This is a genomic window from Pseudomonas sp. PvP009 (assembly GCF_017832995.1).
Lineage (GTDB): Bacteria > Pseudomonadota > Gammaproteobacteria > Pseudomonadales > Pseudomonadaceae > Aquipseudomonas > Aquipseudomonas syringae.
This window is the reverse complement of the sequence record NZ_JAFIBG010000001.1, coordinates 2,922,016-2,943,336: the sequence shown is the minus strand read 5'-3', so window position 1 is coordinate 2,943,336 and position 21,321 is coordinate 2,922,016. Positions and strand designations below refer to the sequence as shown.

Genomic DNA, 21,321 nt, shown 5'->3' with positions numbered 1-21,321 from the left:
TTGGCGTAAACTGCACGCACGTCTGCGAGGAATTTTCATGACCGCTATCACTATTACCGATGCCGCCCACGATTATCTGGCCGATCTGCTGGAAAAGCAGAATACCCCGGGCATAGGCATCCGCGTATTTATCACCCAGCCCGGCACTCAGTACGCCGAAACCTGCATTGCCTACTGCAAGCCGGGTGAAGAGAAACCGGAAGACAAAGCCATCGGCCTGAAGAGCTTCACGGCCTGGATCGACGGCTTCAGCGAGGCCTTTCTGGACGATGCAGTGGTCGACTACGCCACCGACCGGATGGGCGGCCAGCTGACCATCAAGGCACCGAACGCCAAAGTGCCGATGGTTAATGCCGACAGCCCGATCAACGAGCGCATCAATTACTACCTGCAAACCGAGATCAATCCTGGCCTCGCTAGCCATGGCGGTCAGGTCACGCTGATCGATGTGGTCGAGGAAGAGGCGAAGAACATCGCCGTCCTGCAGTTCGGTGGCGGTTGCCAGGGCTGTGGTCAGGCAGATGTCACGCTGAAGGAAGGTATCGAGCGCACGCTGCTTGAGCGTATTCCCGAGTTGTCGGGCGTTCGCGATGTTACCGACCATACGCAGAAAGAAAACGCCTACTACTAAGCGTCTCTTCGCTGCACAGAAATTGCTGCACGAAAACGCCCTGACTGTTCAGGGCGTTTTCATGTGCGGCGGTTGACGAGCGTCAGTCCAGCTCCACCAGTATCGCGCCTTCGTTGACCATCTCGCCCTCGTGGCAGTAAAGCGCGGTAATCACCCCGGCGCTGGCGGCGCGGATGCTGTGTTCCATCTTCATGGCTTCAAGCACCACCAGTTGTGCGCCAGGCTCGACAGCCTGCCCCACTTCAACCAGTACCCGTACGATGCTGCCGTTCATCGGTGCTGTCAGGCCTCCATGCTGACCTTCACCGACGTCTACCTGGGCGATGGCGTCCAGGCGCGTGACGGTATGCACCTCGCCTTGCCATTCGAGATACAGCGTACTGCCGCGTCGTATCGCCAGGTGTCGTTGGCGCACACCGTTGTGCTCGACCTGCAGATGCTCGCCACTCAGAGTGAATAACGACGGGCTGCTGTTGCGCAGGCAGGTGTTGCGGGTCTGACCGTTGCAGCTCAGTCGCAGATCCGTCTGCGCAGGCAGACCGGCGCGAAAGCCGCTGCTGACTGCCCAGGGCGAATATGGATCGGCTTGATCGATGCGTGCCGGCTCGCTCTGGCTGAAGGCCTCGGCGGCGGCCTGCCAGAATGTCTCGTCCGGCTCGTCGGTTTGCGGCAGCAGTTGCGTCTGATGGCGGGGAATGAAGCCGGTATCAAGCTGCGCGGCGGCGAACGCTGGATGCGCGATGATTCTGCGCAGGAAGGCCAGGTTGGTCCTGACTCCGCCCACCGCAAATTCATCGAGCATGGTCAGCAGGCGCAGACGGGCCTGCTCGCGGTCTTCACCCCAGGCAATCAGCTTGCCGAGCATCGGGTCGTAGAAGGGCGAAATGCTGTCGCCCTCGGCAACGCCGCTGTCCACCCGCCTGCCGGGGCCGGGCGCAGGCTCTCTGTAGAGCTCCAGCGTGCCGGTGGCCGGGAGAAAGTCGTTGGCCGGGTCTTCGGCGTACAGACGGACTTCGATGGCATGGCCGGTCAGGGGCACCTGCTCCTGGGTGATGGGCAGCGATTCGCCTCTGGCGACACGGATCTGCCATTCCACCAGGTCCAGCCCGGTGATGTACTCGGTGACCGGGTGCTCTACCTGCAGACGGGTATTCATTTCCATGAAGAAAAACTCGCCGCGTGCGTCCAGCAGGAACTCCACCGTACCCGCACCCACGTAGCCGATGGCCTGTGCGGCTTTCACTGCTGCTTCGCCCATGGCTTTGCGCAATGAAGCCGTCAGGCCGGGCGCCGGTGCTTCCTCGACGACCTTCTGGTGTCGGCGCTGAATGGAGCAATCGCGCTCATTGAGGTACAGGCAGTGGCCATGCCGGTCGGCAAACACCTGGATTTCGACGTGGCGCGGGGTGAGCACGTATTTCTCCACCAGCATTCTCGCGTCGCCGAACGAGGACAGCGCCTCGCGTTGCGCTGAAGCTAGCGCTTCGGCCAGCTCGCCAGTGTGCTCGACCACTTTCATGCCTTTGCCGCCGCCGCCCGCGGTGGCTTTCAACAGCACCGGGTAGCCGATGCGCTCGGCCGCGGCACGGAACGTCTCGATGTCCTGTGCTTCACCGTGATAGCCAGGCACCAAAGGCACGCCTGCCTGCTCCATCAAGGCCTTGGCGGCGGATTTGCTGCCCATGGCATCGATGGCCGAGGCGGGTGGACCGAGGAAAATCAGCCCGGCGTTTTCGATGGCACGCGCAAAATCGGCATTTTCAGACAGAAATCCGTAGCCGGGATGGATCGCGTGCGCGCCACTCGCCCTGGCGGCTTCGATAAGCCTGTCGATCGCCAGATAACTGTCTGCGGCCTTGCTGCCGCCAAGGTCCACGCAGAGATCGGCCTCGCGGCTATGGCGTGCGTCACGGTCGATGGCGCTGTGCACGGCGACCGTGGTAAGGCCCATGTTTTTCGCCGTGCGCATGATGCGGCAGGCAATCTCGCCGCGGTTGGCAATCAACAGCGTGGTCAGCTCGGGCGTGCTCATGATTGCAAGTCCTTCTGCGGTTCGTGCCGGGCTGCCGAGACTGTTGTAACGGGATCGCCAGGCGGCTGATCCTTGACGGGCTGCCAGCCGGGCGTGCGTTTCTGCAGAAAGGCGCGCAGGCCTTCCTGCCCTTCGGCACTGGTACGGATGCGCGCGATGGCGCTTTCGCAGTAGCGGCGTAGCGAAGGGGTCAGCTCGCCGTTGCCGACCTCGCGCAACAGTTCCTTGCTGACGCGCATGGCTTGCGGGCTGTTGAGCAGCAGGTTGTCGACCCAGAGCTGCGTTTGGTCTTGCAGCTCTGCAGCGGGGTAGCACTCGGCGACCAGACCGATCTGCTGCGCCCGCTGGCCATCGAAGCGCTCGGCCGTCAGGGTGTAGCGTCGCGTGGCGCGTTCGCCGATGGCCTTTACCACGAATGGGCTGATGACCGCTGGCGCCAGGCCGATGCGCACTTCTGACAGGCAGAACTGCGCATCCTCCGCTGCAATGGCCATGTCACAGCAACTGATCAGGCCCAACGCCCCGCCGAATGCTGCGCCCTGTACCACAGCGAGCGTCGGGATTTTCAGCCTGGCGAGGCCGTACATCAGTTCCGCCAGTTCGCGGGCGTCGTCCAGATTGGTGTTGTAATCCAGGTCTGCTGCCTGCTGCATCCACGCAAGGTCAGCGCCGGCACTGAAATGCCGGCCACGGCCGCGCAACAGCAGAAAGCGCAGGCTGGCATCGCCTTGTACCTGGTCCAGCGCGATAATCAGCTCGCGGATCATCTGCGCGTTGAAGGCGTTGTTCTTGTCCGGTCGATTCAGCCACAGCGTGGCAAAGCCACGTGGGTCGTTGATCAGCTCTATGGTTGCGAATGAGGTCGAAGTCATGATCATTTCCCGGCTCACATTCGGAACAGGCCGAAGGTGGTAGGTTCGATGGGCGCGTTGAGCGAGGCGGAGAGGGCAAGCGCGAGAATGTCGCGGGTTTGTGCCGGGTCGATGACCCCGTCGTCCCACAGGCGTGCGCTGGAGTAGTAAGGATGGCCCTGATGCTCGTACTGATCGAGAATCGGCTGTTTCAGTTCGGCCTGCTGTTCGGCGCTGAACGCCTGACCAGCACGTTCGGCCTGTTCGCACTTGACCTGCACCAGCACGCCGGCTGCCTGTTCGCCGCCCATCACGCCGATCCGCGCGTTGGGCCACATCCATAGAAAGCGCGGATCGTAAGCGCGGCCACACATGCCGTAATTCCCCGCGCCAAAACTACCGCCGATAATCACCGTGAATTTTGGCACCCTGGCGCAGGCCACGGCGGTCACCAGCTTGGCACCATGCTTGGCGATGCCGCCCGCTTCATACTTCTGGCCGACCATGAAGCCGGTGATGTTCTGCAGGAACAGCAAGGGGATGCCTCTCTGGCAGGCCAGCTCGATGAAGTGCGCGCCTTTCTGTGCCGCTTCTGCGAACAGGATGCCGTTGTTGGCGAGGATCGCGATCGGGTAGCCATGCAGACGCGCGAAGCCACAGACCAGCGTGGTGCCGAACAGGGCCTTGAATTCGTCGAGTACCGAGCCATCCACCAGTCGCGCGATGATTTCCCTCACGTCGAATGGCTGTTTCGTGTCGGCGGGGATGATGCCGTACAGGTCATCGCCGGGGTACAGCGGTGCAATGGGCGCGACGGTGTTCAGTTGACCCTGCTTGCGCCAGTTCAGATTGGCGATGCTGCGGCGCGCCAGTGCGAGCGCGTGATCGTCGTTGTCGGCATAGTGGTCGGCCACGCCGGACGTGCGGCAGTGCACATCGGCACCGCCCAGTTCTTCGGCGCTGACCACTTCGCCGGTTGCGGCTTTGACCAGCGGCGGGCCGGCCAGAAAGATCGTGGCCTGCTGGCGCACCATGATCGCCTCGTCGGCCATGGCGGGTACGTACGCGCCACCTGCGGTACAGGAGCCCATGACCACCGCGATCTGGGCGATTCCTTGCGCGCTCATGTTGGCCTGGTTGAAGAAGATCCGCCCGAAATGTTCGCGGTCCGGAAACACCTCATCCTGGCGGGGCAGGTTGGCGCCGCCGGAATCCACCAGATAGATGCATGGCAGGCGGTTCTGCTGGGCGATCGTCTGCGCGCGCAAATGCTTCTTTACGGTCAGCGGGTAATAGGAGCCGCCTTTGACCGTGGCATCGTTGGCGATGATCATGCATTCGACGCCCTCGACCCGGCCGATTCCGGCGATCACGCCAGCGGCAGGTACCTCTTCGCCGTATACCTCATGCGCAGCCAGTTGGCCGATTTCCAGAAACGGTGAACCGGTGTCCAGCAAACGGTTGATACGCTCGCGCGGCAGCAACTTGCCGCGTGAGGTGTGGCGCTCCTGGGCTTTGGGGCCGCCCCCTTGCTGGACGTTGCTCAACAGCGTGCGCAGTGCTTCGACCTGCTTGAGCAGGGCGTCGCGATTGAGGGTGAATTCAGGCGAGCGGGTGTTGATTCGGGTTTGCAGGATGGTCATGGTGGCTCCCCAATCAACGGGTTTCGTTGAACAGTTCGCGACCGATGAGCATGCGCCGAATTTCACTGGTGCCTGCGCCGATCTCGTAGAGTTTGGCATCGCGCAATAGTCGGCCCGCCGGGAACTCGTTGATGTAGCCATTGCCGCCCAGAATTTGGATGGTCTCCAGCGCCATCTGCGTGGCGCGCTCGGCGCTGTACAGGATTACCCCCGCAGCATCCTTGCGAGTGGTCTCGCCGCGGTCACAGGCCTGGGCGACCGCGTACAGGTAGGCCCGGCTGGCATTGAGCTGGGTGTACATGTCTGCGACCTTGCCCTGAATCAGCTGAAACTCGCCGATACTCTGGCCGAACTGCTTGCGGTCGTGAATGTAGGGCACCACCACGTCCATGCACGCCTGCATGATCCCGGTCGGTCCGCCAGAGAGCACCACGCGCTCGTAATCGAGGCCGCTCATCAGCACTCTGACCCCGCCATCAAGCACGCCCAGCAGGTTCTCCTCGGGCACCTCGACATCATCGAAAAACAGTTCGCAGGTGTTGGAGCCGCGCATGCCCAGCTTGTCGAACTTGCTGCCGCGCGAGAAGCCTTTCCAGTCGCGTTCGACGATAAACGCACTGATTCCGTGGGCTGCCTTTTCCAGATCGGTCTTGGCGTAGATCACGTAGGTGTCGGCATCCGGCCCGTTGGTGATCCAGGTCTTGCTGCCGTTGAGCACATAGTGATCACCGCGCTTGTCGGCGCGCAGTTTCATCGACACCACGTCCGAGCCTGCATTGGGTTCGCTCATGGCCAGCGCGCCAACGTGTTCGCCGCTGATCAGCTTGGGCAGGTAACGGGCCTTTTGTGCCGGGCTGCCATTGCGGTTGATCTGGTTAACGCAGAGGTTGGAATGCGCACCATAGGACAGCGCCACCGATGCCGATCCACGGCTTATTTCTTCCATGGCTACGACGTGCGCCAGATAACCCAGGCCCGCGCCACCGTATTCTTCGCTGACAGTAATCCCCAGTACGCCCATTTCACCGAACTTGCGCCACATGTCGGCGGGGAACAGGTTGTCCTTGTCGATTTGCGCTGCGCGCGGGGCAAGCTCTGCGGCGACGAAGGACTGCAACTGATCGCGCAGCATGTCAATGGTTTCGCCCAGGGCGAAGTTCAGGCTGGGGTAACTCATGGGGCATTCCTTTTTTGTTCTTGAGTGGCGCTTTGTTCATGGACGGCGCGTCTTTCTGGAAGCGGCTATAGCACCTATCTGCTATGACCTTTACGTTAACGTAAACCTGTAGGGTTTTGCTGTCAACGCCGATGCCTATGCGAACGACGGCTGATCAAGCTGTATTTTTCAGTGCAGAGGAAAGAGGGCGGAACGCCGGAACGCCGGAAAGCACGAAGGGGAGCCTGGGCTCCCCTTCAAGGTATGTTGCTACGCTCTTTTTTGTTGTTCGGGAGGCCTGTTGTTGTTTTTGGCGACCTGACCCTTCACATCTTTTTTGAGCGATCCACATGCGGGATCAAGAGCAAACGTATTTTTTTGAGCGCTGATGACACTTTCATCGTAGTGATCCAACCAGTTAGGCAGCTGCCTCAGGGCAGTTTTGTTGTTCTCTGTCTGGCTGCGAACAACTTGCGAAGCAAGCGATTCAGAAAAGCTATCCACTTCAAAAAAATCTGTTAGCTACGCCTCTGTCCGTGTTGTTCTTGTTATGTCAGAGCCGGTAAGTGTTGTTTTTATTGGGTTGCTGCGTGTTTTTATTTTTGTTGTACAAGGGATATAGCAGGACCCGTGCCAGATTTTCAAAACCCCTGTAATACGGGGGATGAGCTTGTTTTTTCGGCATCGGGCCGTTTTATTCAGCGGCCGAGTGTTTCCGTGTTACCCGTTTGTCTCTGCTCGACGCGGGGCACAGTAACACTCTGTGGCAAGTTGTCGCACCCTGTTACCGACAGGTGACAGTGCTACGCAGACAGTCTGGCCTTGGCCACGCGAGAGCCATTGCTGCGTTGCAGCACGTCGCAGATGCGCTGGCCCGCCGCGATGACCTGGTCCAGATCGACCCCGGTTTCGATACCCAGCCCCTGCAACATGTACAGCACGTCTTCAGTGGCAACATTGCCGCTGGCCCCCTTGGCGTAAGGGCAGCCACCGAGGCCGGCCACGGAGCTGTCGAACACCTGGATGCCTTCCTCCAGGCTTGCATAAATGTTTACCAACGCCTGGCCGTAGGTGTCGTGGAAGTGGCCGGCCAGCTTGCCGCGCGGTATATGTGCAGCCACGGCATTGAGCAGCGCCCGTGTGGCGCCCGGCGTTCCGGTTCCGATGGTGTCGCCCAAGGAAATTTCATAGCAGCCCATCGCGTGCAGTTGGTTGGCGACCGTGGCGACCTGTTCGGGCGAAACGGTGCCCTCGTAAGGGCAGCCCAACACGCACGACACATACCCTCGAACCCTCACGCCATGCATGCGTGCTGCTTCCATGACAGGCGCGAAGCGTTCCAGGCTTTCGCTGATCGAGCAGTTGAGGTTGCGTTGCGAGAACCCTTCGGTCGCCGCTGCGAACACCGCGACTTCTCTGACCCCGGCAGCCAATGCGTCTTCGAAGCCGCGCAGATTCGGCGCCAGAGCCGAATAGATAACGCCTTCACGGCGCTGGATCCGTTCGAACACCTGCGCGGAGCCCGCCATCTGCGGCACCCATTTGGCCGAGACAAAGCTGCCGACTTCGATGTGGCTCAGCCCGGCTGCCGTCAGGTCATCCACCAGGCGCACCTTGGCGTCGACACTGATGGGTTGTGCTTCATTCTGCAGGCCGTCACGCGGGCCGACTTCGACGAGATTCACCTTTTGCGGGAGGGACATGGCGGCGCCTTTGTGGTGAGTGCGAATGGGTCAGAGTGGGGCAGCAGCGGTCTTATCGAGTGCGGCTCGGCAGCGCTCTTCGGCGGTGTCCAGCTCCAGCTGCATCTGGCGTATGTCCAGCAACTGCTGTTCCAATTGATCACGGCGTTCGGCGATCTTGCCCAGCATGGTCTGCAACTGCTTCTGATTGCCGCCGGCAGGGTCATACAACGAGATCAGTTCCTTGCACTCTGCCAGGGAAAAACCGATGCGTTTGCCTCGCAGGATCAGTTTCAGGGTGACCTTGTCACGCGCCGTATAGATACGTTCCAGGCCCTTGCGTTCAGGGCTGAGCATGCCTTGCTCTTCGTAAAAGCGTATGGCGCGGGTGGTGATGTCCAGCTCGCGGGCGAGTTCGGAAATGCTGTAGGTGTGACTGCTCATGGCGTGGCTCGGCGAGGGTTGCAGCCGCAAAGCTAAGGGCTGCTTTACGTTTACGTCAAGCAGCAGTGGCGATGCCAGAGCTTGAGCGGTCGCCAACCTTTGCTTCGAAAAAACATTAAGTTAATAACTTAACTTATTAATAATCAATAAGTTGAGTTAAATATTTCATGCATTTTCGAGGTTTTGTTCCTGCGCCACAACCCGCTGTGAAAGTTCGATGATCTGTTCACGCATCCAGCGGTTGGCCGGGTCCTGGTCGGTGCTTTCATGCCAGTACAGATGGGTCTCGACCGACGGAACGTCGCTGACTGGCAGGTAGACATAGTGCAAGTCATTACGACGGGCGAAGCGTTCGGGCACGGTCATGACCATGTCGGTTTGCTGCAGCACCTGGGTTGCCATCATGTAGTGTTGCGAGCGCAAAGCGATCCTGCGCTGGATGCCCATCTTGCCGAGCGCCAGATCCACATGGCCCAACCCGCTGCGGCGGCTTGAGATATGGATATGTGACTGGCTCAGGTAATCGTCTAGGGTCAGCGCGGCCTTGTTCGCCAATGGATGCCCCTTGCGCATGCCACACACATAGCGGTCCTCCATCAGCTTCACGTGGCGCACCTGCGGGTCAGTGTTGAGCGGTGCGTCCACAGCGAAGTCGAGGCGTCCTGCGGCCAATTCCTTGGTAGTTTCCCGGCGCTTGGACAGAAAGCTTTCGATGGTCACTGCAGGTGCCAGACGCCGCAGTCGCTGGAACAGCGCCGGCAGAATCACTGCCTCGGTCAGGTCGGTCATGCTGATGCGGTAATTCTTGTTGGCCTGCAGCGGGTTGAAGATGCGACTTTCCTGCACCGATACCCTGAGCAACGAAAGCGCGTTGCGCACCGGGCCGATGATGTTTTGCGCCATCGGTGTCGGCACCATGCCCTGTGCCGTGCGCACGAACAGCGGGTCGTTGAAGGTCTCGCGCAGCCGCGCCAGTGCGTTGGAGACCGCAGGCTGGGTAATGCCGACAATCTGTCCGGCGCGGGTCAGGTTGGCTTCGGTGTAGATGGCGTCGAAGACAATGAAAAGGTTGAGATCGACCTTGTTCAGGTTCATTGATGGGGCGCCTCGTGCCGTTATTGTGATTGATTGTTTAGAGGGGTGGTAATGCCGCAAGGGTGACGGATCATATATCGGTTATGAATGTTTATACACGCTGGGAATAGATTAGATAAATGTGCAGCGTTTCTCTAGCATCGCGTTCATGACTTCGACAACCTGATCGACACGGTGGCGACCCCATGGATTTTGCGTACTCCCCGAAGGTGCAGGCCCTGCGTGAACGCGTCACAGCGTTCATGGATGCCTACGTTTATCCGGCCGAGCCGGTTTTCGAGCGGCAAGTGGCCGAAGGGGATCGCTGGCAGCCCACGGCAATCGTGGAAGAGCTCAAGGCCCGGGCCAAGTCCGAAGGATTGTGGAATCTGTTTCTGCCCGACTCCGGACTGGGCGCCGGCCTGAGCAATCTGGAATATGCGCCGCTGGCGGAAATCATGGGTCGCTCATTGCTCGGTCCGGAGCCCTTCAATTGCTCGGCGCCTGACACTGGCAACATGGAGGTACTGGTCCGCTATGCCAGCGAGGAACAGAAAGCCCGCTGGCTCGAACCGCTGCTGCGTGGTGAGATTCGCTCTGCCTTTGCCATGACCGAGCCCGACGTAGCCTCGTCGGACGCCACTAATATGGCCGCGCGCGCCGAGCGTGACGGTGACCAGTGGGTCATCAACGGTCGCAAGTGGTGGACCTCCGGTGCCTGCGACCCGCGCTGCAAAATCCTTATATTCATGGGCCTGAGCAGTCCTGAGGGGCCGCGCCATCAGCAGCATTCGATGATTCTGGTACCGGTCGATACGCCCGGCGTGAAGATCGTGCGGCCACTGCCGGTGTTCGGCTATGACGATGCGCCCCATGGTCACGCCGAAGTGCTGTTCGAAAACGTCAGGGTCCCGTTCGAAAACGTGCTGCTCGGTGAGGGGCGGGGGTTTGAAATCGCACAGGGAAGGCTCGGGCCGGGACGCATTCACCACTGCATGCGCTCGATCGGCATGGCGGAGCGGGCGCTGGAGCTGATGTGCAGACGTTCCATTGACCGCGTCGCGTTCGGCAAGCCGTTGGCCAGGCTGGGCGGCAATATCGACCTGATCGCCGACTCCCGCATGGAAATCGACATGGCACGCCTGCTGACCCTGAAGGCGGCCTACATGATGGATACCGTGGGCAACAAGGTCGCCAGAAGCGAGATCGCGCAGATCAAGGTGGTCGCGCCCAATGTGGCGCTGAAGGTCATTGATCGGGCGATCCAGATGCACGGCGCCGCCGGGATTTCCAGTGATTTTCCGCTGGCTTACATGTACGCCATGCAGCGTACGTTGCGTCTGGCTGACGGCCCGGATGAAGTGCATCGCGCTGCCGTCGGCAAGTATGAGTTAGGCAAATATATGCCGGCAGGTACCACGCGCAGCAGCTCCTAGCTACCGGTCGATCACTGTACCCACACTTCAACTCGACGGTTCTTGATCCGGCCGTCGTCGATTTCATTGGTGGCCACCGGCATTTCGTCACCCAGGCCAACGATATCGCGGAACGTCACGCCACTTTTCAGCAGTTCCCGGCGCACGGCCATGGCACGCAGCCTGGAGAGCAGGGCAGCACGCTCCGGGTCGCTCTTGGCGTCGCCGAAGCCGACCAGCGTTACGTGCTGATCCAGTTTGCCGCTGGTTTTCAGATAATCCGCGACCCGCTTGAGGTCCTGCTGCGCCTTGTTGTCCAGGCGCGCGCTGCCTTGGGCAAAGCGGAAGTTGACTGACAGGCGCTCGGCCTTGCGTGCCAGTGCCTGGTAATCGGCGGGCATCTGCGCGGTAGGCTGCACCTTGAGCACCTGCACCGTCTGCGCGACAAAGCCGCTTTGCGCGACGATAGCCTGGCCCTCGGCACTCTGCGCGAAGCGGACCAATGCTTGCGCCCAACGCTGAGGGGTGGATGTGGGCACATAAAAGTACAGCCGTCGCGACAACGGATAGTCTTCGGTGGCAATCAGGCTGACGGTCGGCAGCATGGGCCTGGAATCGCCGTCGGCGATGGCCACCGCCTTGGCGCGGCGTATGGAAGGCAGGCCAGTGAAGCCGATGCCATTGATGTCCTTGCTGACTTCGTCAGAGAGCTGTTCGCTGGACTCGAATCGCGCAGCGCTGCCGAGCAGGGTCTTGCCGTATTTGGTCAGTACCAGGTCCTTGAACGTCTCGTAGGTACCGGACTTTTCATCGCGCACATAGAGATGGATGGTGCCTGGGTTGCCACCGACCTCACTCCAGTTTCTGACTTCGCCACTGAAAATGCGTGCCAGTTGAAGGGTATCCAGCTGTCTCAGCGGATTGCCCGGATGCACGATCACCGCAACGCCGTCGATGGCAATGGTTTGCTCGCTGGCCGCGCTTTTCAGGTCCCCCAGACTGGTCAGGTCTTTGGCCTCTTGATCCTTGATCGGTCGAGAGGAGGCCGCGATATCTGCGTTACCTGCTTTCAGCGCGGTAAAACCGGTGCCTGAACCATGCGCAGCGATTTCGACACTGACAGGTTGTCCGGTGGCCGTAGTCCCAACGACGCGCTGTTCATTAAGAGTGTTGCAGGGAAGGATCTGTACCGACTGCAGACCTTGCTGGCGCATCAATCCTTCGACCAGCGCAGGCCCCAGTTGCGCATTGATGGTGTTGGAGCCTTGAATGCGCAAGGCCGGTATATCGCCGGCGGGCAACGGCAGCGCGGCTTGCGCGAAAGCGGGCAGGGTGGCGCTCGACAGAATGAACGCCGTAAGCAAAGCGCGCAGCATCGGCGTCACCATGAATCACGGGAGGGTGCCGGGAGAATAAGTCAGAGAGATTGCCGGAATATGACAATTTCAGGGACTGTGCGTGTTTCAGCGCGACCCAATCCTTATTAAAGAAGGATCGCGCAAGAGGGGCCAGTAGGGGGCAATCAGCTCAGTTCCAGCCAGATCGGCGCGTGGTCGGACGGCTTTTCCATTGCGCGCAAATCGTAATCCACACCCGCTTCCTTGATGCGTGGCTGCAAACCGGTAGAGGTCATGATCAGATCGATGCGCAGGCCGCGTTTGGGCTCGTCTTCAAAGCCACGGCTGCGGTAGTCGAACCAGCTGAAGCGGTCAACGACCTCCGGGTACAGGTGACGAAAGCTGTCCACCAGGCCCCAGTTTTTCAAGCGCTCCATCCACTCCCGCTCTTCAGGCAGAAAGCTGCACTTGCCGGTTTTCAGCCAGCGTTTGGCGTTGTCGGCGCCGATGCCGATATCGCAGTCCTGCGGAGAAATATTCACGTCGCCCATGACGATCAGCGGTTGGTCGTTGCGAAATTGCCCCTCGAGCAGCGTTTGCAGGTTTTCGTAAAAGCGCTGTTTGGCGGGGAATTTGGTCGGGTGATCACGGCTCTCGCCCTGTGGAAAGTAGCCATTCATGATGGTCACCGGCTGGCCATTGCTGTCGGCGTAAGTGCCCCAGATGAAACGCTTCTGGGATTCTTCGTCGTCCCCCTCGAAGCCCTTGTGCAGGGCCAGCGGCGCATTGCGCGACAGCAGCGCGACACCGTAATGGCCTTTCTGGCCGTGGAAGTGAACGTGGTAGCCCAGCGCTTCGACTTCCGCCTGGGGGAATTGCTCGTCCGAAACCTTGGTTTCCTGAAGACCGATCACGTCAGGCTGATGTTTGTCGATCAGCGCCGCCAACTGATGCGGTCGAGCGCGCAGACCATTGATGTTGAACGAGACGATTTTCATAAAACAGCGGTCCTGAGCAAAAACAAACAGCGATGCTAGCCGACCTGTGGTTTCAGGACCAGTGCCGCGTCGGAAGCACAGGCCATGGCGTGTCTGGATAAATCGTTGGAACTGTTATCAATGGCCATCACTCGAAAGCCTGCTTGCCAAAACCGCTGCGCCAGACGCAGTTCCGTTAACACGAGGCCCTTTATGTCCCTACCTGCTGCCATCACGGGTGAAATTCGCCAACTCGACAGTGGTTATTCCCGTGAAACCCGCTCCTTGCTGTTCAGGGCCTACCGCCACGATCCGACATTTGCCTATCTGTTCAACGCCGAGCGTGAGGGCTATGAGCAACGCGTGTTGGCGACCATTCGCCAATTGGTCAAACAACACTTTCTGCAAAACCAGCCCGCGCTGGGCCTGTTCCTGCAGGACCGCCTGGTCGGCGTAGCGCTGATTGCGCCGCCGCAGCGTCGTCTGGGTGTCACCGAAAGCTGGGCCTGGCGCCTGCGCATGGTGATGGACACAGGTCTGGGTTGCACCCAGCGTTATCTGGCGTATTACAACGCAGTTCTTGCCTGCGTACCGTCGGAAACCGTGCATGTGCTGCCGTTAATCGGCCTTGATCCGGAGTTTCAGGGGCAGAAGCTCGGTCAGGACCTGAGCGAGCAGCTGCTGGCCGCGTTGCACGACTGGTGCGCAGTGGATGAACACTCCCAGGGCATCGTGGTAGACACCGGCAATCCGCGTTATCTGGAGTTCTATAAGCGACAGGGCTACGAAGAGATCGGTGAAATTGCTGTAGGGCCTGTCCGAGAGCATGTATTTTTTCATCCCAACCCTCAGGTATCACTGCCGGTCCCTGACGTAATGGCCTGAATATCCGACAATTCGTGGGCTTCCAGTGCAGCCTGTCGATCGTGGTAGCATCTACGCCCATGAAGCTCTTCAGACTATTCAGCAGCGTGTTCCTGATGACCATGAGTGCGGCCGCGCTTGCCCAGGCCCGCCTCGATGTCAGGATCAAGCCTGCCAATCCGCAACTCAAGGCCAACGTCGAAGGGTATGTCGGTGATCTGGGCGAGCGTGATGCCCAGGCATTGCGCAACTTCAGCCTTGGCGCCGAGCAGCAGGCGGAAAAAGCCGCTCAGGCGCTGGGTTATTATCAGGCGCAGATCGACAGTGAAATCAAGGATGGAGAGCAGCCCAGCCTGGTGATCAATATCCAGCCGGGCGAACCCATTCATCTGCGCAACGTGGTGATTCGGGTCGAAGGGCCGGCGGCAGCGATGAAGGCCTTTCGTGTGCCCAGCAGCGACGCCCTGAAAACCGGCGCGGTGTTGAATCACGGCAATTATGAAGACGCCAAGCGCCTGATCCAGAATCAGGCCTCGCGCTACGGATTTTTCAGTGGACACTTCACCAGCCAGCGTCTGGCCATCGATCCGCGGGCCGGTGTGGCCGATATCGAACTGGTTTATGAAAGCGGACCGCGCTACACGCTCGGCAAGGTCATGTTCAGTGGCGACGCGCCATTTGATGACGATCTGCTCAAACGCATGGTGCCGTTCAAGGAAAACACGCCTTACGACTCCCAACTGATTGCCGAACTGACCCAGGCTATGCAGGGCAGCGGCTATTTCGAGGGCGTACGGGTCGATGCGGCGCCCACCGCAGCGCAAAACCAGGTCATTCCGGTGACCGTCCAGCTCGAAACCCGCAAACCTCGCACCATGGGGTTGGGGCTGGGCTATTCGACCGATGTCGGCCCGCGAGGCAAAGCCAACTGGACCCGGCACTGGGCCAACCCGCAGGGCCATAGCTATGGCTTCGAATCCGAGATCTCCGCGCCACGGCAAAATGTCGGTCTGTGGTACGACGTGCCCCTCGACCCGCCGCTGACCGACAAATTGCGCTACGCCGGCGGGTATCAGTATGAAGAGATCGCCGGAACCGACAGCCTCAGCAAGTTGCTGACTGCCGGCCCCGAATGGCACAGCAAGCTGCCCAGCGGTTGGGAGCGGGTCATATCCCTGAAGTGGCAGCGTGAAGAATACCGCCTGGGCGACGACGCCGGCCTCAGCACGTTGCTGATGCCCGGTATCAGTTACTCGTACCTGCGCAGTGACAACCGTATCGACCCGCACCAGGGTTACCGCCTGCAATTCGACACGCAGGTGGCCAAGGAGGGCATGTTGTCTGACGCCAACCTGGTGCATGCCAATGTGCTGCTCAAAGGGCTGACGACCGTCGCGCAAAATCACCGCTTTCTCGGTCGTGTGCAGTTTGGCGGCAACCTCACCGACGGTTACACCTCGATACCACCATCGCTGCGCTTTTTTGCCGGCGGTGATCAAAGCGTGCGCGGCTATGACTATCAGAAGCTGTCACCGACCAATTCCGACGGCGACCGCATCGGTGGGCGATACATGTTTGCCGGCAGCGTCGAATACCAATATTCCATTGCTGATAAATGGCGCCTGGCGACCTTCATCGATCAGGGCAACTCGTTCAACAGCCTGGACAAGCCAGACCTGAAAACCGGGGTTGGTTTCGGCGTGCGCTGGGTATCTCCAGTGGGCCCTCTGCGTCTCGATCTGGCCCACGCGCTGGACGATGAAGGCGGAATCCGTCTGCACTTTTCGATGGGGCCGGAGCTTTGAACAAGGCGAACATCACCCGCGGCGCCAAGATCGTCGGGCTGGGACTTGTTGCATTACTGCTGCTGGTGGTCATCAGTGTCGCGCTGCTGCTGGGCACCCACACGGGCAGTCAGTGGGCCTTGGCTCGGGTGCCCGGTGTACAGCTGGAAAACTTTCAGGGACGACTGGGCGGCCAGTGGAGCGCTGAGCGCCTCGTGTGGCAGCAGGGCGCGGATCGCGTCGAGGTTCAATCCATCGATTTCGCCTGGACGCCTGCCTGCCTGTTGAATATGACGTTATGCATCGACCGTCTGCATGCGCAGCAGGTGCTGATGCATTTCCCGCCGAGCGATACGCCCGCCAGCGACGGCCCGATCCAGTTACCGACGCTCAGGTTACCGCTGGCGCTGCAACTGGGTGATATACAGCTGGGCGGTGTGCAACTGGATGGCGTCGAACAGTTGCGCGATCTTAAGCTGGCAGCGCACTGGACCGCAGAAGGCTTGAAGATCGACAGTGCGCACCTGCAACGTGATGCGCTGGTGCTGGACCTCAGTGGCCTGCTGAAACCCGAGGGCGACTGGCCACTCAGCGTTCAAGGTCAACTGCAACTTCCGCCACAGGATGGCCAGCCCTGGACGCTGGCGCTGGATATTCAGGGCGACCTGCTGAAGACGCTGCAGCTCAAGGCGGACAGCAGCGGTTATCTGCCGGGTTTGCTGACCGGCGAGTTGCAGCCCCTGGCCGAGCACCTTCCGGCACGCATCAAGCTGACTGCCGAGCACTTCAAACCCAGAGTTGCATTGCCTGATACGGTGCAGCTGGAGCAGTTACTGCTGACGGCCGAGGGCAATCTTGACTCGGGCTATCTGATAGATGGCAGCGCCAGCCTGCCCGCAGAAAAAGGCCCGGTTGCGTTGTCATTGAAAGGAAATGTGGATGCCAACGGCGCAACCATCGCCGCACTCGATCTGGCCGCCGATGATCAGCAGCGTCTGGCCATCAACGGCAAGATGAACTGGCAGAGCGGTTTTTCTGCGGATGCAAGCATCGACTGGCTGGATTTCCCCTGGCAACGCCTGTATCCACTGGCGGCAGAGCCTCAGGTGGCATTGCATGCCTTCAAGGGTGATATTTCCTATACCGATGGCAATTACCTCGGCAATTTCAACGCCAGCCTCAAAGGGCCTGCCGGTGCATTCAACCTGGTCAGCCCGTTCAGCGGCAACCTGCAAGAGATCCATCTGCCGCAACTGGAACTGGTCGCCGGGCAGGGCAAGGCCAGTGGTTTCCTGAACCTGCAATTCGCTGACGGCATCGGCTGGGATACAGCCCTGGACCTGAGTGCGCTGGACCCTTCATTCTGGGTTGCCGAACTGCCCGGCACTCTGGCAGGCCCGTTGCGCAGCAAAGGTAAGATGCGCAATGAGCAGCTTGACCTCAGCGCCGACCTCGATTTGAAAGGGCGTCTGCGTGGTCAGCCGGCGCTGCTGCAAGCCAAGGCTGACGGCCGTGATCAGCAATGGAATGTCAGCAGCTTGAGCATCCGCCTCGGGGATAACCGTATTCAAGGTACGGGTAGTCTGCAGGAGCGTCTCAAAGGGCAACTGGACCTTGATCTGCCGCGTCTGGCCCAGCTTTGGCCACGCTTGCAGGGGCAAGTCAAAGGCCGGCTGGATCTGGCCGGAACGCTGCAGGCGCCTCAGGGGCAATTGGCCTTGCAGGGCAGCCAGCTCGCCTTGCAAGACAATCGTCTGCAAACCCTGACGCTCAACGCCAGACTGGATCAGGCGCAGCGCGCGGACATCAGCCTCAAAGGTGCCGGTATTCAGGCTGGCGATACCCAGTTGGGCACCTTGCTGGTGGACGGTCAGGGTACGCTCAAAAACCAGCAACTGAAACTGGACCTGCAAGGACCATTGCTCAAGCTGGCCATCGGCCTTGACGGTGGTCTGGACAAGGGTGATTGGCGAGGCCGACTGGCCAGCGGTACGGTGCAAAGCGGCGGGCAGAACTGGCGTTTGCAGCAGCCGGCGAAGATCGAGCGTCTGGCCGATGGCCGCCTCAACTTCGGTGCGCATTGTTGGTTGTCCGGGGCCGCCAGCCTGTGTGGCGGTGATCAGCGCCTGATGCCGGAACCCCATCTGCGTTATCAGCTCAAGAATTTCCCGCTGGACAGCCTGGCGCAATGGATGCCCAAGGATTTTGCCTGGAAGGGCGCGCTGAATGCAGATGTGCAGCTCGACATCCCGGCAGCCGGCCCCAGCGGCAAGGTCATGATCGACGCCGGAGGTGGGACGCTGCGGGTCCGCAACAACAATCAGTGGCTGGACTTCCCTTATCAGACGCTGAAACTGGCCACCACGCTGGCGCCCAAGCGCATCGACACGCGTCTGGACTTCGACGGCGGCAAGCTGGGAAGGCTGCTGCTCAACGCGCAGATCGACCCGCTGGCCAAGGACAAAACCCTGGCGGGTGACTTCAACCTCTCGGGGCTGGATATCTCGGTGGCACGTCCTTTCGCGCCGATGGTGCAGAAACTCAATGGACGTCTGAATGGCAATGGCCGGTTGTCAGGCTCGTTGCTGGCGCCACTGGTCAACGGCAACGTGACGCTGGAAGGCGGTGAAGTGGCGGGCGCAGAGCTGCCCATGGAGCTGCACGACCTCAAGGTCCAGGCGTTGATTGCCGGAGAAAGCGTACAGCTCAACGGCGGTTGGAAAAGTGGCAGCACCGGGCAGGGCAGCCTGGGTGGTCAGGTGGCCTGGGGGCAGAGCCTGAACGTCGATGTGAGCCTCAAGGGCTCGCGCCTGCCGATCAATGTCGAACCCTATGCGGCGGTAGAGGCTGCGCCTGACCTGAAAATCTCCATGCAGGGAGAGCGACTGGCCATCTCCGGCAAGGTGCTGGTGCCCAAGGGCGCGATTACGATACGCGAGTTGCCGCCTTCTACTGTGAAGCTCTCCGGCGACACGGTGATCGTTGGACAGCAGACCGAGCAGGGCGCTCCGCCGCTGGCTGTGGCGATGGACATCAATGTGGACGTCGGCCAGGAAAAGCTCAGCTTCAGCGGGTTCGGGCTCACCGCCAATCTGGTCGGGCATGTGCACATCGGTGACAACCTGGACACCCGTGGCGAACTGAACCTGAACGATGGTCGTTATCGTGCCTACGGGCAGCGGCTGACCATTCGCAAGGCGCGCTTGCTGTTTGCCGGCCCGGTCGACCAGCCATATCTGGACATCGAGGCGATTCGGCAGACCGACGACGTGATTGCCGGTATCCGTCTGACCGGCAGTGCCGAGCAGCCTACCACCGAGGTGTTCTCCGAACCTGCGATGAGCCAGGAGCAGGCGCTCTCCTATCTGGTCATGGGCAGACCGCTCAGTACTTCCGGCGAAGACAACAACATGGTTGCTCAGGCCGCGCTGGCGCTGGGTGTAGCAGGCAGCTCGTCGACCACCGGCAAGCTCGCGGATAATCTGGGTATCAAGGACTTCGAGCTGGACACCTCGGGAACCGGCGACAAGACCAACGTGGTTGCCAGCGGCAAGATCACCGACAAGCTCAGCCTGCGCTATGGCGTAGGCGTGTTTGAACCGGCCAATACCATCGCCTTGCGCTATCTGCTCAGCAAGCGTGTGTACCTGGAGGCCGCGAGCGGTGTTGCCAGCTCACTGGATATTTTTTATAAAAGGGACTTCTAGGCGAGGGCCGGCGGCGGTAATGGCATGGTCTGGCGTCCAGCCGCCTGGTCTTTCCCGGACGTCCCTCTTGCACCTGCAAGTCCCTTCACACCTCATCTACCTTCAGGTTGCCGGCCATCATGGATCGATTCAACGCCATGCGCGTATTCACCCGTATCGTCGAACTGGGCGGTTTCGCCAGAGCGGCCGAGAGTCTGCACATGCCGCGTGCCTCGGTGACGGTACTGATCAAGCAGTTGGAAGCGCACCTGGGCGTACAGCTTTTGCAACGGACGACACGTCAGGTCAGCGCCACCCCGGACGGCAAGGCCTATTACCAGCGCTGCGTCAGCCTGTTGGCCGATCTGGACGATGCCGAGGCATCGTTCTCGGCGACCGGGGCCGAGCCCAAGGGGCTGTTGCGTGTCGATCTGCCGGTCAGTCTGGGCCGTATGATCATCATCCCGGCGTTGCCTGAATTCAGCCGGCGCTATCCGCAGATCCGTCTGGAGATCGGCATGAGTGACAGGCCGGTGGATCTGATCCGCGAAGGCGTGGACTGCGTGTTGCGTGCCGGCGCGGCACTGGATGAAACACTGGTGGCCAGGCCACTGGGCAGTCTGACCCAGATTACCTGCGCCAGTCGTGAGTATCTGGAGCAGCACGGCACGCCACTGAACTTGCAGGAGCTCGTGCAACATCAAGTAATCGAATATTTTTCGACCAGCACTGGCAAGCGTTATGGGCTGGAGTTCATGGCCGATGGCATGGGCGTTGAACATGCATCGGCCTGCTCGATCGCTGTCAACAGTGCCGATGGCTATGTCGCGGCGTGCGAAGCCGGGTTCGGCCTGATTCAGGTGCCGCGCTACCATGTCGCCGCGCAATTGCGCAGCGGTGTACTGGTGGAAGTATTGCGATTGCACCGTCCGCCGCCGCTGCCACTGACGGCGCTTTACCCCCCGCATCGACAGTTATCACGACGGGTCAGGGTATTCGTTGATTGGCTGGTGGAATTGTGTGCCCACACAGATATTAGGGACAGACTGGTTTCCTGAAAAAAATTCAGAATTATCCCATATAGGCCGCGGCACACTTTCGTGTTTAACTTCCGGCTCTTTCATCCATTTTGAAAAGGAACGTGTTTCATGGCTCAAGTGACCCTCAAAGGCAGCCCCGTTCAGGTCAGTGGCAACCTGCCTGAAGTCGGTAGCAAGGCACACGATTTCACGCTGGTTGGCGCAGGCCTTGCGGATAAAACCCTGGCTTCCTTCGCCGGCAAGCGCAAGGTATTGAACATCTTCCCTAGCGTCGATACGCCGACCTGTGCCACTTCGGTACGTAAATTCAACACCCAGGCCAATGACCTGAGCAACGCCGTGGTTCTGTGCATCTCGGCTGACCTGCCGTTCGCCCAGGCCCGGTTCTGCGGCTCCGAAGGGCTGGAGAATGTCCAGAACCTGTCCTCGTTCCGCAGTGCTGATTTTGCTCAGAATTATGGTGTTGCCGTTGCAGACGGCCCGCTCGCGGGTCTGACTGCGCGCGCCGTGGTAGTGCTGGACGAAAACGACAAAGTGCTGCACAGCGAACTGGTTGCCGAGATCGGTAGCGAGCCCAACTATGACGCTGCATTGGCTGTGCTGAAGTAACTTTCCGCAACCTGTCGACGGCCTGAATCCGCTCAGGCCGTTTTTTTGTTTGTGCTTCATACGTTTATCCAAAGTAAGCGCTTGGTAAAGGCGCTT

17 protein-coding genes are annotated in these 21,321 nt (G+C 60.2%); 8 read left to right on the top strand and 9 right to left on the bottom strand.

All coding sequences use genetic code 11. The features are described from left to right. Positions 1–37: 37 nt before the first annotated feature. Positions 38–631: a Fe-S biogenesis protein NfuA gene (gene nfuA, locus JOE29_RS12450; RefSeq protein WP_002553665.1), complete on the top strand. Its 594-nt coding sequence runs from the start codon at positions 38–40 to the stop codon at positions 629–631. Between the two features lie 82 nt (positions 632–713). Here the strand turns inward: nfuA and JOE29_RS12445 are convergent, their stop codons facing one another. The 4 genes from JOE29_RS12445 to JOE29_RS12430 are packed head-to-tail and all read right to left on the bottom strand — an operon-like array spanning position 714 to position 6,334. Continuing rightward, complete coding sequence (locus JOE29_RS12445; RefSeq protein WP_210079557.1) at positions 714–2,663, bottom strand: acetyl/propionyl/methylcrotonyl-CoA carboxylase subunit alpha; 1,950 nt, start codon at positions 2,661–2,663, stop codon at positions 714–716. Further along, positions 2,660–3,535 (bottom strand): gamma-carboxygeranoyl-CoA hydratase, encoded by an 876-nt coding sequence (locus tag JOE29_RS12440; RefSeq protein ID WP_103362515.1) that lies wholly within the window; start codon positions 3,533–3,535, stop codon positions 2,660–2,662. Before JOE29_RS12440 ends, JOE29_RS12445 begins: the two co-directional genes overlap by 4 nt. 14 nt (positions 3,536–3,549) lie before the next feature. Then, complete coding sequence (locus tag JOE29_RS12435) at positions 3,550–5,157, bottom strand: carboxyl transferase domain-containing protein (protein ID WP_044312867.1); 1,608 nt, start codon at positions 5,155–5,157, stop codon at positions 3,550–3,552. A 13-nt stretch (positions 5,158–5,170) separates the two neighbouring features. Continuing rightward, entirely contained in the window at positions 5,171–6,334 is a 1,164-nt protein-coding gene (locus JOE29_RS12430; RefSeq protein ID WP_032661616.1) for an isovaleryl-CoA dehydrogenase, read from the bottom strand. Positions 6,335–6,577: 243 nt separating this feature from the next. Between JOE29_RS12430 and JOE29_RS12425 the strand changes: the two genes are divergently transcribed. Further along, entirely contained in the window at positions 6,578–6,835 is a 258-nt protein-coding gene (locus JOE29_RS12425) for a hypothetical protein (protein ID WP_032661618.1), read from the top strand. A gap of 281 nt (positions 6,836–7,116) precedes the next feature. Here the strand turns inward: JOE29_RS12425 and JOE29_RS12420 are convergent, their stop codons facing one another. The 3 genes from JOE29_RS12420 to JOE29_RS12410 form a co-directional block, all read right to left on the bottom strand. Continuing rightward, a complete protein-coding gene (locus tag JOE29_RS12420) occupies positions 7,117–8,016 on the bottom strand; it encodes a hydroxymethylglutaryl-CoA lyase (RefSeq protein WP_032661620.1) in 900 nt (299 codons plus the stop codon). Between the two features lie 30 nt (positions 8,017–8,046). Then, positions 8,047–8,439 carry a MerR family DNA-binding transcriptional regulator gene (locus JOE29_RS12415; protein ID WP_003410292.1) on the bottom strand — a complete coding sequence of 131 codons (393 nt, stop codon included), beginning with the start codon at positions 8,437–8,439 and terminating at the stop codon, positions 8,047–8,049. A gap of 165 nt (positions 8,440–8,604) precedes the next feature. Beyond that, positions 8,605–9,534, bottom strand: coding sequence for a LysR family transcriptional regulator (locus tag JOE29_RS12410; RefSeq protein WP_003345430.1), 930 nt, complete (start codon positions 9,532–9,534; stop codon positions 8,605–8,607). A 185-nt stretch (positions 9,535–9,719) separates the two neighbouring features. Here JOE29_RS12410 and JOE29_RS12405 point away from each other — a divergent pair, with 185 nt between their 5' ends. Next, a complete protein-coding gene (locus JOE29_RS12405; protein WP_003410294.1) occupies positions 9,720–10,949 on the top strand; it encodes an acyl-CoA dehydrogenase in 1,230 nt (409 codons plus the stop codon). An 11-nt stretch (positions 10,950–10,960) separates the two neighbouring features. On the opposite strand, the gene JOE29_RS12400 is transcribed toward JOE29_RS12405, so the two are convergent. Beyond that, entirely contained in the window at positions 10,961–12,304 is a 1,344-nt protein-coding gene (locus tag JOE29_RS12400) for a phosphate ABC transporter substrate-binding/OmpA family protein (protein ID WP_210079556.1), read from the bottom strand. Positions 12,305–12,450: 146 nt separating this feature from the next. Next, positions 12,451–13,263, bottom strand: a complete 813-nt coding sequence (gene xthA, locus JOE29_RS12395; RefSeq protein WP_003420722.1) for an exodeoxyribonuclease III — start codon at positions 13,261–13,263, stop codon at positions 12,451–12,453. A gap of 192 nt (positions 13,264–13,455) precedes the next feature. Between xthA and JOE29_RS12390 the strand changes: the two genes are divergently transcribed. From JOE29_RS12390 to tpx, 5 genes are all read left to right on the top strand, one after another. Further along, positions 13,456–14,127, top strand: a complete 672-nt coding sequence (locus tag JOE29_RS12390) for a GNAT family N-acetyltransferase (protein WP_003345438.1) — start codon at positions 13,456–13,458, stop codon at positions 14,125–14,127. Positions 14,128–14,186: 59 nt separating this feature from the next. Then, positions 14,187–15,911 (top strand): autotransporter assembly complex family protein, encoded by a 1,725-nt coding sequence (locus JOE29_RS12385; RefSeq protein WP_016568082.1) that lies wholly within the window; start codon positions 14,187–14,189, stop codon positions 15,909–15,911. Beyond that, entirely contained in the window at positions 15,908–19,597 is a 3,690-nt protein-coding gene (locus JOE29_RS12380; RefSeq protein WP_210079555.1) for a translocation/assembly module TamB domain-containing protein, read from the top strand. The genes JOE29_RS12385 and JOE29_RS12380 overlap by 4 nt, the downstream gene beginning before the upstream one ends. A gap of 119 nt (positions 19,598–19,716) precedes the next feature. Then, positions 19,717–20,634 carry a LysR family transcriptional regulator gene (locus tag JOE29_RS12375; RefSeq protein WP_057406706.1) on the top strand — a complete coding sequence of 306 codons (918 nt, stop codon included), beginning with the start codon at positions 19,717–19,719 and terminating at the stop codon, positions 20,632–20,634. Positions 20,635–20,724: 90 nt separating this feature from the next. Continuing rightward, positions 20,725–21,225, top strand: a complete 501-nt coding sequence (gene tpx / locus JOE29_RS12370) for a thiol peroxidase (RefSeq protein WP_003317607.1) — start codon at positions 20,725–20,727, stop codon at positions 21,223–21,225. Positions 21,226–21,321 lie beyond the last annotated feature (96 nt).